Below are 13,975 nucleotides of genomic sequence, written 5' to 3' on the forward strand. Positions count from 1 at the left end.
CCTCGGCACGTCACGGGACCGCTCAGCGGCCGGACATGATCTCCCGCATCAGCTTGGCGGTCTCGGTCGGGGTCTTGCCGACCTTCACGCCGACCGCCTCCAGCGCCGCCTTCTTGGCGTCGGCGGTGCCCGCCGAGCCGGAGATGATCGCGCCGGCGTGACCCATGGTCTTGCCGGGCGGGGCGGTGAAGCCGGCGATGTAGCCGACCACCGGCTTGGTCACGTTGGCCTTGATGAACTCGGCCGCCCGCTCCTCGGCGTCGCCACCGATCTCACCGATCATGACGATCGCGTCGGTCTCCGGGTCCGCCTCGAAGGCGGCCAGGGCGTCGATGTGGGTGGTGCCGATGATCGGGTCACCACCGATGCCGACGCAGGTGGAGAAGCCGATGTCGCGCAGCTCGTACATCATCTGGTAGGTCAGCGTGCCGCTCTTGCTGACCAGGCCGATCCTGCCGGAGCCGGTGATGTCGGCCGGGATGATGCCGGCGTTGGACGCGCCCGGCGAGGCGATGCCCGGGCAGTTCGGGCCGATGATCCGGGTCCGCTCACCCTTGGCCACGTTGTACGCCCAGAGCGCGGCGGTGTCGTGCACCGGCACGCCCTCGGTGATCACCACAGCCAGGTCGATGCCGGCGTCGATCGCCTCGACCGCGGCGGCCTTGGTGAACTGCGGCGGCACGAAGATGACCGTGACGTCCGCCCCGGTCTCCTTCATGGCGTCCGCGACGGACGCGAAGACCGGCAGCTCGGTGCCGTCGAAGTCGACCTTCTGGCCCGCCTTGCGCGGGTTGACGCCGCCGACGACGTTGGTGCCGGCGGCGAGCATCCGCCGGGTGTGCTTGGAACCCTCGGAACCGGTCATGCCCTGCACGATGACCTTGGAGTCCTTGGTCAGCCAGATAGCCATTGTCAGACCCCCGCAGCTGCCAGCTCGGCGGCCCGCTCGGCCGCGCCGTCCATGGTGTCGACCCGCTGGATCAGCGGGTTGTTCGCGCCGTCGAGGATCGCCCGACCGGCCTCGGCGTTGTTGCCGTCGAGGCGGACGACGAGCGGCTTGGTGGCCTTCTCGCCGCGCTGCTCGAGCAGCGACAGCGCCTGCACGATGCCGTTGGCGACCGCGTCGCAGGCGGTGATGCCGCCGAAGACGTTGACGAAGACGCTCTTCACCGCCGGGTCGGAGAGCACGATCTCCAGGCCGTTCGCCATCACCTCGGCGCTCGCGCCGCCGCCGATGTCGAGGAAGTTGGCCGGCTTGACGCCGCCGTGCCGCTCACCGGCGTACGCGACCACGTCGAGGGTGGACATGACCAGGCCCGCGCCGTTGCCGATGATGCCGACCTCGCCGTCGAGCTTGACGTAGTTGAGGTCCTTCGCCTTGGCGGCCTGCTCCAGCGGGTCCACCGACGCCTGGTCGACCAGGGCCTCGTGGTCCGGGTGCCGGAACGCGGCGTTCTCGTCGAGGCTGACCTTGGCGTCCAGCAGCAGCAGCTTGCCGTCCTTGGTCGTGGCCAGCGGGTTCACCTCGACCAGCGTGGCGTCCTCGGCGACGAACGCCTGCCACAGCTTGACCGCGACCTCGACCACCTGGTCGGCGACCTCGGCCGGGAAGCCGGCGGCGCTCACGATCTCGCGCGCCTTCGCCTCGTCAACGCCGGTGTTGGCGTCGATCGGGGCCTTGACGACCTTCTCGGGGGTCTCGGCGGCGACCTGCTCGATGTCCATGCCGCCCGCAACGCTGGCGATGCAGAGGAAGGTGCGGTTCGCCCGGTCGAGCAGGTACGAGAAGTAGTACTCCTCGGCCACGTCCGCGGTCACCGTGATCATGACCTTGTGGACCGTGTGACCCTTGATGTCCATGCCGAGGATGTCGGTGGCGCGAGCCACCGTCTCCTCCGCGCCCTCGGCCAGCTTCACGCCGCCGGCCTTGCCGCGGCCGCCGACCTTCACCTGCGCCTTGACGACAACCCGGCCGCCGAGGCGCTCGGCGATCGCGCGGGCCTCCTCCGGGGTAGTGGCGACGCCGCCGGCGAGCACGGGCAAGCCGTGCCGCTCGAACAGGTCCCGCCCCTGGTACTCGTACAGGTCCACGATTGCGCGTCCCGTCCCGTCTCCGCGGCGCGCCGTCGCGCCGCCACCAGCGTTGGAAAATCAGTTTGACGCCTGTCATCAGATGAGACAGGCCATTTGCCGCAGCCTAACGAGATGGGAACCGGGGGCAACCGAGCGGGTGCACGGTGTGCGGTAATGCACAGCCACCCCGACCGCGCCGGGGTCAGCCCACCCGGCAGCGACCTACCGCGTACCCGACCACGGCTCGCATGATCTCGTCCTCGCTCCGGTCGGCGTGGTTGAGCGTGGCCGTGAAGCCGGTGCCGAAGAAGGCCTGCTGCATCCCGGAGTCGAGCGCGGTGAACGCACCCAGCCCGCTGCCGACCCGCGGGTCGCGCGGCTTCACGCAGAGCATCTTCTCCAGCGCCCAACGCCGCGGGTAGATCCGCTCGATCGCCTCCCACGGCAGCCTGATCGCCTGCCCCCGGGTCGGCCGCGTCTTGATCCACAGCCCGGCCGGCCCGAGCGCGAGCACCGGGCCGCCGGAGGAGACCAGCCAGAGCTGGAGGCCGACCGGCACGGCGAAGAAGAGCATCACCACCGGAATGATGAAGAGCAGTCCGGCGCCGCCGCCGTCGGACGACGCGGCCAGGCCGATCGGGCAGGCCATCACCAGACCGATCACCAGCGTCACCAGCCCGAGGGTCAGCGCCCGCTTGCCCAGGCTCGGCCGGACCACGAACGGCAGGTCCTCCGGGATCCGCTTCGCGGTCGGCATGGCCGGCGGCTGGGCCGGCCCTATCCCACCGGGGTAATACCCCTGCGGCGGAGCCGGCCAGCCCGGCGCGGGCTGCTGGTGCGGAGCACCGTGCTGCTGCTGGTGCGCAGCCGGCCAGCCTGACGCGGGCTGCTGGTGTGGAGCACCGTGCTGGTCCGGAGCCGGCCAGCCCGGGGCGGGCTGCTGGTGTGGGGCGGCCCAGCCGCCGGGAGCCGGTTGGTGCGGTGCCGGCGCACCCGCTCCGGCCTGGCCGGGCGGCGCGGACCATCCGGGGCCCTGCTGCGGCGCCGCCCACTCCTGGCCGGGAGCGCCCGGCTGCTGAGGTGCCGGCCACCCCGGCTGGTGCGCGGGCGGCGACGGCCGGCCGCCGGCGGGGTCAGGCTGCGGGTACGGCGGCTGGGTCACGGCGGGCTCCCGGGCGGGGTCGACGACCGCGGGACGCGGTCCGGGCAGGCACACGATACGACCCGCTACGGCGCCGCGAGGCCCCTGGAAAGCGGCCCGTCCGGGGTACCCGGGAGGGGGGCGATCAGCCGTCCGGGGGATGTTGGGAAACGGGCGTAACTCCCTGTTGGGGGCGTCGTTGAGTCTGATGTCGGAGCGCTGGTCAGGCGCGACGACGGGAGCGGCCGATGCCCTGTCGGTCGAGGGGTGGCGGCGGGGCATCGTGCATAGAGGGGCCGGGCGTGTGAGGGGTGCGTCCGGCCCCTCCCCCTGCCCGGACACCGGCGGCCCCATCACCACGTCGCCGATCTGGCGGCATCCCGACCGCCGCGACACCGCCGGCTCGGCGGGCCGGTGCGGGCCCTTGGCCGAGCGCCCGGGAAGCAAACCCGCTGGCGCCCCGGGCATCAGCTCCGGACCCGCTACGAACTAGCTCCGGACCCGCTACGAACTAGCTCCGGACCCGCTACGAACTTGATGTCGTAAGCGATTCACACCCGGGTCGCCCGTCGGCCGGTTGAGTCGTCGATGACGTCAGCTCGGAAGGCTCCTGAGCAGACCCGGGGTCCGATCCGATCACGTCATCAAGTTCGTAGCGGCCGGCACGATCAGATCCGGCCGCCGCGGCGCGCTACGCGGGCACCGGCGGAAAGCGAAGCGCCCGGTGCCGGTAAACGACGCGCGCCGTCGAGAAGGGACACAGGCTCGGCCGGGAAGGGACACAGGCACCGCCGGGAAGCGACGCGGGCTCCGCCGGGAACGGACGCGGGCCCCGCCCGGACGGGGACGCGGGCTCCGCCGGGGAAGCGACCCGGGCGCGCCGGGAAGGGGCGCGGGCTCCGCCGGGAGGGGACGCCGGGCTCCGCCGGGAAGGTCAGGCGACCGGCTGGGCGACGTTCTCCCGGACCCACTCCACGATCGACTGCGTGGTGGCGCCCGGGGTGAAGATCTTGGCGACGCCGAGCCGCTGGAGTTCCGGGATGTCGGCGTCCGGGATGATGCCGCCGCCGAAGACCACGATGTCGGTCGCGTCGCGCTCGCCGAGCAGTTCGAGGACCCGCTTGAAGAGGGTCATGTGCGCCCCGGAGAGCACCGAGAGGCCGACCGCGTCGGCGTCCTCCTGGATCGCGGTCTCCACGATCTGCTCCGGGGTCTGGTGCAGGCCGGTGTAGATGACCTCCATGCCCGCGTCACGCAGGGCACGGGCGACGACCTTCGCGCCCCGGTCGTGGCCGTCCAGGCCGGGCTTCGCGACGACGACCCGGATACGAGAGCTCATCAGCGCACACCTTTCACCGGCTCCGGCACTCCTGACCTGAACGAACGGTAACCCGCCCTGCCCGGGGCCGGAAACCCGGGCTGCGTCTTACCGCCCCGCCCGGCGCGCGGGAAGCCGGACACCTCCGCCGATCGGTCACTGTCCGCGACGAACGGGCAGTTGCCGGGCCATCCGAGTGGCGGCACGAGCTATGACAAGACCGGATGGAAACGGACAGAACGAAACGCCAATTCGGCGCTTCGGCTTGTGACAGGAGTGGCGGTTGGCTAACGTGTCCACGGTTGTCATCAGGTCCACGGACGGGTGACGACGCGACACCGGAGGTTCGACGGAGCTTCACCGAACGGTCCGGAGTCGCATCGGATCCCCGACAACGGAGGGTGTGCGTGCGCCAGCGCCTGTCGTCTGAGCCCGATAGATATCGCGGCCGCCGCCGCGTACCCACCCCCCCGCGGAGCCGCTACGCCGCGGTCGTGACCACCGCCTTCGTGGGCGCCGGCCTCGTCGCCCTCGGCGCGAACGCCCTCCCCGACGCCAAGAGCGTCAGCCCGTCGGTCCTCGACGAGCTCAAGCAGGCCTCGATCACCAGCCAGGACGCCGCGGCCCGGGTCGACAGCGCGGACCGCGCCACCCGTGACGACCGCACCGGCAAGACCGCCGCCGAGCAGGACACCTGGCTGCTCCCGCTGCACGGCTACGACTTCCAGTCGCCCTACGGCATGCGCTGGGGCAAGCTGCACACCGGCATCGACCTCGTCGCCCCGGAGGGCACGCCCTACCAGGCGATCCACGACGGCCAGGTCACCAAGGCCGGCTGGTTCGGCGGCTACGGCTACGCGGTGATCGTCAAGCACCCGGACGGCAGCGAGGCCATCTACGGCCACTCCTCGGCGGTGACCGTCAAGGAGGGCCAGCAGGTGAAGGCGGGCGACCAGCTCGGCCTGGTCGGTAACACCGGCCACTCCTACGGTTCGCACCTGCACCTGGAGATCCATGTCAACGGCCAGCCGCTGGACCCGGTGCCGTGGCTCGAGGACCGCGGAGTGGACATTCAGCTCGAAGTCGAGGCGTTCTACAGCGAGGTAGCCGCGTCCTGACGCTGCGTATCGCCCGTTGACCGCCCGGATCAGTCGATCCGGGCGGTTTTGTCTGCGGCAAAGTCTGCTGGGTCACAGCCGCGAATGTGGGCGGCGCCACAGCCCTGCATGATCCTTTTCCACAGCAAACCGCCCAGCGCGGCGGAAACCCGGGCAGGTGGCGTCACCCGCCTCGCCGGTCCTCCCGAACCCCATACCCGGCGCGGCCCCGGCCGACACCAGTATTTCGAGGTCACGTGCCCCTCGACTGATGAAGGTTTCCGTGCAGGAAGACAGCTCCATCCAGAACGAGAACACCCCGGACATCGCTCCCACCCGGCACCGGCGCCAGCGCCCGGTCCGGCGTACCGCATATTTCGTCGTCGGCGCGGTGGCGCTGCTCGGGCTCGGCGTCGGCGGCGTCTCCGTCGCCACCGTCGACCACGGTGCCCCCACCCCCGCCGCGGTCGACTTCGACGCCCAGGCGCGCGCTGACGCGGCCGCACGCGCGGACCGATCGGCCCGCGAGTCGACCGTTCCGGCCACCCCCTCGGTCACCGCGTCGCCGAGCCCCAGCGCCGCCAGCCCGAAGCCGACGAAGACCGCCCCGGCCAAGCCGAAGCCGAAGGAGACCGCGAAGCCGAAGCCGGCCTGGGTCATCCCGATGAAGGGCGCCGAGATCACCTCCTGCTTCGGGCAGCGGTGGGGCGTCCTGCACGCCGGCATCGACTTCGCCATGCCGGCGGGCACGCCGATCCACGCCGCCGCGGCGGGCACCGTGGTGAAGGCCGGCGACGCCGGCGACGGCTACGGCAACTCGGTCTTCGTCGACCACGGCAACGGCTACCTCACCCACTACGCCCACCAGAGCCGGCTGATCGTCAACGTCGGCGACAAGGTGAAGGCCGGCCAGGTCATCGGCTACGAGGGCTCCACCGGCGACTCCACGGGCCCGCACCTGCACTTCGAGGTGCACAAGGGCGCCATGTGGAATCAGATCGACCCGGCGCCGTTCCTGCGTGCCCGGGGCATCGACGTGGCCTGCTGACGGCCACGGCACGAGGGAGGGGCCCGGTCCGGCACTCGCCGGGCCGGGCCTCACTCAACTCAGAGCTTGTCGATCGGGGCGTGCCGGAGGACCAGCCACATGGTCTGGTCGCCGAAGTCGATCTGCGCCCGGGCGCCCGGGCCGTGCCCCTCCACCGCCAGCACCCGGCCGAGGCCGTAGCGCTGGTGGTTGACCCGGTCGCCCACCGAGACCTTGAGGGCCTGCTTCAGCTCGCTCGCGGTGGCCAGCCGGCTGGCGTCCACCCCGAGCCGGTTGGCGAGCTGCGTCGCCTTCGGCGTGCCCCCGGTGAAGTTGCCCCGCCCGCCGGGCACCCGGTCCGCCCGGCCGCCGACGCCGCCGCCCCCGCCGGCCCACGAGGTGTACGACCCCTCGGTGCGCTCCCAGCGGACCAGCTCGGTGGGCAGCTCCTCCAGGAAGCGTGACGGCGGGTTGTAGGCCGGCGCGCCCCAAGCCGAGCGGGTGACCGCCCGGGACAGGTAGAGGCGCTGCCGGGCGCGGGTGATGCCCACGTACGCCAGCCGCCGCTCCTCCTCCAGCTCGCGGGTGTCGCCCAACGAGCGCAGGTGGGGGAAGACGCCGTCCTCCAGGCCGCTCAGGAACACCACCGGGAACTCCAGCCCCTTGGCGGTGTGCAGCGTCATGAGGGTCACCACGCCCTGGTGGTCCGGGTCGTCGGCGGGGATCTGGTCGGCGTCGGCGACCAGCGCCACCTGCTCCAGGAAGCCGGCCAGGGTGGCCCGCTCGTCCTCTTCGCCGAGCGCCTCGATCCGCTCCGTGTACTCCCGGGCGACGCTGACCAGTTCCTGGAGGTTGTCGACCCGGCCGGCGTCCTGCGGGTCGAGGCTCTCCTCCAGCTCGGCCAGGTAGCCCGAGCGGGTCAGCAGGGCCTCCAGCACCTCCTCCGGGGTGCCGGTGGCGGCCAGTTCGCGCGCCTCGTCGAGCAGCGCGACGAACTCGGCGATGCCGTTGGTCGCCCGGGTGGAGATCCCCGGGGCGTCCTTGGCCCGGCGCAGCGCCGCGCCGAAGGAGATGCGGTCGCGGGCGGACAGCGCCTCGACGCACGCCTCGGCCCGCTCGCCGATGCCCCGGCGCGGGGTGTTGAGGATCCGGCGCAGGCTGACCGTGTCGTCGTCGTTGACCACGGCGCGCAGGTAGGCCAGCGCGTCGCGGACCTCCTTGCGCTCGTAGAAGCGCACCCCGCCGACCACCTTGTAGGGCAGGCCGACCCGGATGAACACCTCCTCGAAGACCCGGGACATGGCGTTGGTGCGATAGAAGACGGCCACGTCGGCCGGGCGGGTGTCGCCCGCGTCGACCAGCCGGTCGATCTCCCGGGCCACCCAGTCGGCCTCGGCGTGCTCGGTGTCGGCCACGTAGCCGACGATCTGCTCGCCGGCGCCGGCGTCGCTCCACAGCCGCTTGGGCTTGCGGGAGGTGTTCCGGTCGATCACCGCGTTGGCGGCGTTGAGGATGGTCTGGGTGGAGCGGTAGTTCTGCTCCAGCAGGATCGTCCGGGCGTCGGTGAAGTCGCGCTCGAACTCCAGGATGTTGCGGATGGTGGCGCCGCGGAACGCGTAGATCGACTGGTCGGCGTCACCCACCACGCAGAGCTCGGCCGGCGGGACGCCCTCCGTGCCGGAGACCAGCTCCTTGATCAGCACGTACTGGGCGTGGTTGGTGTCCTGGTACTCGTCGACCAGCACGTGCCGGAACCGCCGCCGGTAGCTCTCCGCGACGTGCGGGTGCGACTGGAGCAGGTGCACCGTCGTCATGATCAGGTCGTCGAAGTCCAGCGCGTGCGCCTCGCCCAGCCGCCGCTGGTAGAGCGTGTACGCCTCGGCCAGCGCCCGCTCGTTGGGGCCCTTGGCCCGGCCGGCGAACTCCTCCGGGTCGACCAGCTCGTTCTTCAGGTTGGAGACCTGCGCGGCCAGGCCGCGCGCCGGGTAGCGCTTCGGGTCCAGGTCCAGCTCCCGGGCGACCAGCTGCATCAGCCGGCGGGAGTCGTCGGCGTCGTAGATCGAGAAGGTCGACTTGAGGCCGACGTGCTCGTGCTCGGCGCGCAGAATCCGGACGCAGGCCGAGTGAAAGGTCGACACCCACATCAACCGGGCGCGCGGCCCGACCAGGGCGGCCACCCGCTCCTTCATCTCGCCGGCGGCCTTGTTGGTGAAGGTGATCGCGATGATCTCGCCGGGGTGCACGTCCCGCGCCGCGAGCAGGTAGGCGATCCGGTTGGTCAGCACCCGGGTCTTGCCGGAGCCGGCGCCGGCCACGATGAGCAGCGGGGAACCGGCGTGGGTGACCGCGTCCCGCTGGGGACCGTTCAGGCCGGCGAGGAGGGCCTGTGGGTCCGGCCGGGCCGACGGCCTCAGGTCGCGGCGCGCCGACGGACCGGCCTTCGAGCGGTCCGGAGCGCCGCCCAGCGGCGCGGAGGCCGAATTGTGGCCGCCGGCCGAGCCGGAGTCGTCGTGGGCCCCGGGCCGCCGCGGCGGGTTCGCCCCGGGCTCCGGCGTGGGCGGGGACGCGGGAATGTCGAAGAGAGGATGCATCGCACGGCGAGTCTATGCCGACGGCCGGACACTTCCCGACCACGCGGCCCGGACGAGACGAAGGCGTCACGTCCCACCTGTTGGCGGGTTTCCTTGCGCGCCCGGCCCGCGGGTCGGCATACTCAACGGCGTGTTCGGTCAGCGCTTCTACTTTTACTACGGCACCGGGAGTCCGGCAGCCGTGGGTCGCGCCTGATCACAGACCTACGAAAAGCCCCGGGCTCCTGGAGCCCGGGGCTTTTCCGTCCCGGGATCCGGGTACCGGGCACGAGACCCCGAGGGGTACGACGATGATGACTGACGTGGTGGAGTCCAGCGGCGGCCCGGCGCGGCACGACCGGCCGGCCGGCGGCGACCCGACCGGGGCCGCGGCAGCCCGGACCGGCACCGACGACTCGGCGGCGGCCGAGCGGATCAGCGAGATCCGGCAGCGGATCGACGAGATCGACCGCACCATCATCGCGCTCTGGCAGGAGCGGGCCGCGCTCTCCCAGGAGGTCGGGGCCACCCGGATGGCCTCCGGCGGGACCCGGCTGGTGCTCTCCCGGGAGCGGGAGATCCTGGAGCGGTTCCGCAAGGCGCTCGGCGCGGACGGCACCCAGCTCGCACTCCTGCTGCTGCGCGCCGGCCGCGGACCGCTGTGAGGGGTGCCCGCGGCCCGGGAGCACGGCGGCGGCACGGACCCCCGGATACGACGAACCGCCTGCCGGCGTCGGGCTGACGCCGGCAGGCGGTCCGGGGTGGATCAGGCCGCCTCGTGGGTGGTGACGATCTCCCGCTTCTCCGCGAAGTGGCAGGCGCTCGGGTGGTCCGAGCCCGGCCGGATCTGGAGCAGCGGCACCTCCTGGGCACAGACGTCCTGCGCCTTCCAGCACCGGGTGCGGAACCGGCAGCCCGAGGGCGGGCTGACCGGCGAGGGGACGTCACCCTGGAGCCGGATGATCGCCTTGCTCTCCCGCACGGTCGGGTCCGGCACCGGCACCGCCGACAGCAGCGCCTGGGTGTACGGGTGGGTCGGCCGCTCGTAGATCTCGTCCTCGGTGCCGACCTCCACCATCTTGCCCAGGTACATCACGGCGACCCGGTCGGAGAGGTGGCGCACGACCGACAGGTCGTGGGCGATGAAGACGTACGAGAGGCCGAACTCGGCCTGGAGCTTCTCCAGCAGGTTCATCACCTGCGCCTGGATCGACACGTCCAGGGCCGACACCGGCTCGTCGCAGACGATGACCTCGGGCCGCAGGGCCAGCGCCCGGGCGATGCCGATGCGCTGCCGCTGACCGCCGGAGAACTGGTGCGGGTACCGGTTGATGTGCTCCGGGTTGAGGCCGACCAGGTCGAGCAGTTCCTTGACCTTGTCCCGGCGGGACCGCCGCGGAGCCACCTCGGGGTGGATCTCGAACGGCTCGCCGATCAGGTCACCGACCGTCATACGCGGGTTCAGCGAGGTGTACGGGTCCTGCATGACCAGCTGGATCTGCCGGCGCAGGCGCCGCAGTGCCCCGCCGGAGAGCTTGGAGATGTCCTGGCCCTTGTAGAGCACCTGGCCCGCGGTCGGCTTCTCCAGGTTCATCAGCACCCGGGCCAGCGTCGACTTGCCGCAGCCGGACTCGCCGACCACGCCGAGGGTCTCGCCGGCCTTCAGGTCGAAGGAGACGCCGTCGACCGCCTTGACGTGGCCGATGGTCTTCTTGAACACCACACCCCGGGTCACGGGGTAGTGCTTGACCAGGTCACGGACCTCGATGATGTTCTCAGTCACGGTTCACGAGCTCCTCGGCGAAGTGGCAGGCGCTGGCCCGGCCCCGGCCCAACTGCAGCAGCGGGGGCACCTTCTCCCGGCACACCGGCTGCGCCATCGGGCAGCGCGGGTTGAACGCGCAGCCCGGCGGGATGTTCATCAGGTTCGGCGGGAGGCCCTTGATGGTGCGGAGCTCCTGCCCCTTCTCGTCCATCCGCGGGATCGAGTCGAGCAGGCCGAGGGTGTACGGGTGCGCCGGCTTGGCGTACAGGTCGTACACGTCGGCTTCCTCGACGATCCGGCCGGCGTACATGACCGCGATCCGGTCCGCGACGTCGGCGACGACGCCGAGGTCGTGGGTGATCAGGATCATGCCCATCCGCCGTTCCCGCTGGAGCTCGCCGAGCAGGTCCATGATCTGGGCCTGCACGGTCACGTCCAGCGCGGTGGTCGGCTCGTCGGCGATCAGCACCTCGGGGTCGAGCGCCAGCGACATGGCGATCATGGCGCGCTGCCGCATACCACCCGAGAACTGGTGCGGGTAGTTGCTGTACCGGCCCTTGGCGTTCGGGATCTTCACCTGGTCGAGCATCTCGATCGCGCGCTTCTTGGCGTCCGCACGGCTCATGCCGCGCCGGACGCGGAACTGCTCCGCGATCTGGAAGCCGACGGTGAAAACCGGGTTGAGGGCGGAGAGCGAGTCCTGGAAGATCATCGCAATGCCTTCACCCCGGATCCGGCGCCGTTGCTCGGCGGACATCTTGAGCATGTCCTTGCCGTGGAAGCGGACCTGGCCCCCGGTGACGAAGCCGGGCGGGGTGTCGAGGATGCCCATGATGGTCTGCGCGGTGACGCTCTTGCCGGAGCCGGACTCGCCGAGCACGGCGAGGGTCTCCCCCGCGTCGACGTGGTACGTCACCCCGTTGATGACCTTGGCGACACCGTCCCGGGTGCGGAACTCCACCCGCAGGTCGTCGACCTCGAGCAGGCGGCCCGAGGGGCGACCGGATCCGTCGGTGCCCGGCGCGGACTGCTCGGACACGAGAATGTCGGACAACTCAGTTCCCCTATCGGAGCTTCGGGTCGAGGGCCTCGCGGACCGCCTCGCCGAGCATCACGAAGCTCAGCACGGCGGCGACGAGGAACGCGGCGGGGAAGAACAGGAGGAACGGCGAGACCCGGATGTAGTTCTGGGCCTCGCTGATCATGATGCCCCAGGAGACGACCGGGCTCTTCAGGCCGATGCCCAGGAAGGACAGCGTGGCCTCCGCGCCGATGAAGGAGCCGACCATGATCGTGCCGTAGACCAGCAGCGGGGCCAGGCAGTTCGGCAGCAGGTGCTTGAGGATGATCCGGCCGGTGCCGGCGCCGAGCGCGCGCGCCGCCACGATGTAGTCGGCCTCCTTGGTGGCGAGCACCGAGGAGCGCATCAGCCGCATCACGACCGGCCAGCTCAGCACGGTCAGGGACATGATGACCAGCCCCATGATCTGCCACTCGTTGTTGTCCGTGCCCGAGCCGTTGAACGTGGTGAGGATGACGATCGAGCCGAGCACGAACGGCAGGCCGAAGAAGATGTCCGCGATCCGGGAGAGCAGCGCGTCCACCCAGCCGCCCCGGTAGCCGGCGATGATGCCCATCGCGCCGCCGATCAGCAGGGTGCCGATCACGGAGAGCAGCGCCACCACGATGGAGGCCCGGGCACCGTAGATGGTCCGGGCGTAGACGTCCCGGCCCTGCACGTCGTAGCCGAACCAGGCGTCGGCCGACGGGTCGACCCGGCTGCGCGACAGCGCGCCGTTGACCGGGTCGTCGGAGGTGAACAGCTGCGGGAACGCGGCCATGACGATGAACAGCAGGATGAAGGTCGCCGAGATCCAGAACAGCGGCTTGCGGCGCAGGTCACGCCAGGCGTCGCCGAGCAGGCCGCGCGGCTTCTGCTGCTTCTGCGCGTTCTCGGGCAGGCCGGCGTTGACGGGCGCGCCGGAGCCGGCCTCGGTCGGCATGGTCGCGGGCGGCGTCGAGACGATCGACGCGGTACTCGGGTCACTCATAGCGGATCCTCGGGTCCAGGGCGGCGTAGAGCAGGTCGACCAGCAGGTTCATCACGAGATAGACGACCACCAGCACCACCACGATGCCGACAACGGTAGCGCTCTCCTTGGTGACAATCGCCCGCAGCACCTGGCGGCCGATGCCGTTGATGCCGAAGATGCCCTCGGTGATGATGGCGCCGCCCATCAGGGCACCGAGGTCGGTGCCGAGCAGGGTGACCACCGGGATCAGCGAGTTGCGGAGCAGGTGCACGCCGACCACCCGGCGCATGGGGAGGCCCTTCGCGATGGCGGTGCGGACGTAGTCGGCGCGGCGGTTCTCCGCGATGCTGGTCCGCGCCACTCGCGCGATGTACGCCGACGAGGCGCTGCCCAGCACGAAGCCCGGCACGAGCAGCTCGCTGAACCGCATCTCGTTGGAGACGGTCGGGGTGATGATGCCCCACTTGACCCCGAGGAACCACTGGAGCACGAAGCCGATGACGAAGACCGGCAGCGCGATCAGGAACAGCGACGAGACGAGGACCAGGTTGTCCAGGAAGCCGTTGCGCCGGAGACCGGTCAGCACGCCCGCGCCGAGACCGATGATGGCCTCGATGGCGAGCGCGACCACCGCCAGCTTCAGGGTGTTCGGGTATGAGGTGGCGATGATGTCGCTGATCTCGCGACCGCCGAACGTGATACCGAAGTCGCCCTGGAAAAGGTTCTTCATGTAGCTGGCGTACTGCACCCAGATCGAATCGTCGAGATGGTACTTCTCGGTCATCATGGCCCGGTAGTTCGGAGGGCAACCACGGTCACCGCATTTGCCGGCGAAGGGGTCGCCGGGCACCGACCAGACGAGCCAGTAGATCAGGAACGTCGTGCCGATGAACACCGGCACGAGTTGCAGCAGCCGTCTCAAGAGATAACGGCCCATGGGGTGGTCCTCCT

At 71.0% G+C, this 13,975-nt stretch carries 12 protein-coding genes; 3 read left to right on the forward strand and 9 right to left on the reverse strand.

The features are described 5' to 3' along the window. Positions 1-22: 22 nt before the first annotated feature. The 4 genes from sucD to icmB form a co-directional block, all read right to left on the reverse strand. A complete protein-coding gene (sucD, locus tag AC0OLQ_RS31735; RefSeq protein ID WP_254334782.1) occupies positions 23-910 on the reverse strand; it encodes a succinate--CoA ligase subunit alpha in 888 nt (295 codons plus the stop codon). 2 nt (positions 911-912) lie between these two features. Then, complete coding sequence (sucC, locus tag AC0OLQ_RS31740; protein WP_357342824.1) at positions 913-2,091, reverse strand: ADP-forming succinate--CoA ligase subunit beta; 1,179 nt, start codon at positions 2,089-2,091, stop codon at positions 913-915. 184 nt (positions 2,092-2,275) lie between these two features. Then, positions 2,276-2,830, reverse strand: coding sequence for a hypothetical protein (locus tag AC0OLQ_RS31745; protein WP_484529237.1), 555 nt, complete (start codon positions 2,828-2,830; stop codon positions 2,276-2,278). A gap of 1,318 nt (positions 2,831-4,148) precedes the next feature. Further along, the gene (icmB, locus tag AC0OLQ_RS31750) at positions 4,149-4,553 is read right to left on the reverse strand and encodes a coenzyme B12-dependent isobutyryl CoA mutase small subunit (RefSeq protein ID WP_357342818.1); all 405 of its coding nucleotides are present in this window, start codon (positions 4,551-4,553) and stop codon (positions 4,149-4,151) included. Positions 4,554-4,939: 386 nt separating this feature from the next. Between icmB and AC0OLQ_RS31755 the strand changes: the two genes are divergently transcribed. Together AC0OLQ_RS31755 and AC0OLQ_RS31760 are read left to right on the forward strand one after the other, a co-directional pair. Beyond that, a complete protein-coding gene (locus AC0OLQ_RS31755) occupies positions 4,940-5,650 on the forward strand; it encodes a M23 family metallopeptidase (protein ID WP_357342816.1) in 711 nt (236 codons plus the stop codon). Positions 5,651-5,900: 250 nt separating this feature from the next. Continuing rightward, entirely contained in the window at positions 5,901-6,677 is a 777-nt protein-coding gene (locus AC0OLQ_RS31760) for a M23 family metallopeptidase (RefSeq protein WP_484529238.1), read from the forward strand. Between the two features lie 59 nt (positions 6,678-6,736). Here the strand turns inward: AC0OLQ_RS31760 and pcrA are convergent, their stop codons facing one another. Next, the gene (pcrA, locus tag AC0OLQ_RS31765) at positions 6,737-9,247 is read right to left on the reverse strand and encodes a DNA helicase PcrA (protein ID WP_484529239.1); all 2,511 of its coding nucleotides are present in this window, start codon (positions 9,245-9,247) and stop codon (positions 6,737-6,739) included. A gap of 290 nt (positions 9,248-9,537) precedes the next feature. On the opposite strand from pcrA, the gene AC0OLQ_RS31770 reads away from it, so the two are divergent. Beyond that, positions 9,538-9,891, forward strand: coding sequence for a chorismate mutase (locus tag AC0OLQ_RS31770; RefSeq protein WP_357342811.1), 354 nt, complete (start codon positions 9,538-9,540; stop codon positions 9,889-9,891). 101 nt (positions 9,892-9,992) lie between these two features. Here the strand turns inward: AC0OLQ_RS31770 and AC0OLQ_RS31775 are convergent, their stop codons facing one another. The 4 genes from AC0OLQ_RS31775 to AC0OLQ_RS31790 are packed head-to-tail and all read right to left on the reverse strand — an operon-like array spanning position 9,993 to position 13,961. Further along, complete coding sequence (locus AC0OLQ_RS31775) at positions 9,993-11,009, reverse strand: ABC transporter ATP-binding protein (RefSeq protein WP_357342809.1); 1,017 nt, start codon at positions 11,007-11,009, stop codon at positions 9,993-9,995. Next, complete coding sequence (locus tag AC0OLQ_RS31780; RefSeq protein WP_357342926.1) at positions 11,002-12,030, reverse strand: ABC transporter ATP-binding protein; 1,029 nt, start codon at positions 12,028-12,030, stop codon at positions 11,002-11,004. Before AC0OLQ_RS31780 ends, AC0OLQ_RS31775 begins: the two co-directional genes overlap by 8 nt. A 25-nt stretch (positions 12,031-12,055) precedes the next feature. After that, positions 12,056-13,042, reverse strand: a complete 987-nt coding sequence (locus AC0OLQ_RS31785) for an ABC transporter permease (RefSeq protein ID WP_484529240.1) — start codon at positions 13,040-13,042, stop codon at positions 12,056-12,058. Then, complete coding sequence (locus tag AC0OLQ_RS31790) at positions 13,035-13,961, reverse strand: ABC transporter permease (RefSeq protein ID WP_357342805.1); 927 nt, start codon at positions 13,959-13,961, stop codon at positions 13,035-13,037. Before AC0OLQ_RS31790 ends, AC0OLQ_RS31785 begins: the two co-directional genes overlap by 8 nt. Between the last annotated feature and the right edge of the window lie 14 nt (positions 13,962-13,975).

The sequence above is a fragment of the Micromonospora sp. Utrum1 genome (assembly GCF_057197805.1).

Coding starts and splice junctions, on each gene's coding strand:
- AC0OLQ_RS31785 (WP_484529240.1), bottom strand. CDS start 13,042: ATGAGTGACCCGAGTACCGCGTCGATCGTCTCGACGCCGCCCGCGACC.
- pcrA (WP_484529239.1), bottom strand. CDS start 9,247: ATGCATCCTCTCTTCGACATTCCCGCGTCCCCGCCCACGCCGGAGCCC.
- AC0OLQ_RS31760 (WP_484529238.1), top strand. CDS start 5,901: ATGAAGGTTTCCGTGCAGGAAGACAGCTCCATCCAGAACGAGAACACC.
- AC0OLQ_RS31745 (WP_484529237.1), bottom strand. CDS start 2,830: ATGCCGACCGCGAAGCGGATCCCGGAGGACCTGCCGTTCGTGGTCCGG.
- AC0OLQ_RS31770 (WP_357342811.1), top strand. CDS start 9,538: ATGATGACTGACGTGGTGGAGTCCAGCGGCGGCCCGGCGCGGCACGAC.
- sucD (WP_254334782.1), bottom strand. CDS start 910: ATGGCTATCTGGCTGACCAAGGACTCCAAGGTCATCGTGCAGGGCATG.
- AC0OLQ_RS31790 (WP_357342805.1), bottom strand. CDS start 13,961: ATGGGCCGTTATCTCTTGAGACGGCTGCTGCAACTCGTGCCGGTGTTC.
- icmB (WP_357342818.1), bottom strand. CDS start 4,553: ATGAGCTCTCGTATCCGGGTCGTCGTCGCGAAGCCCGGCCTGGACGGC.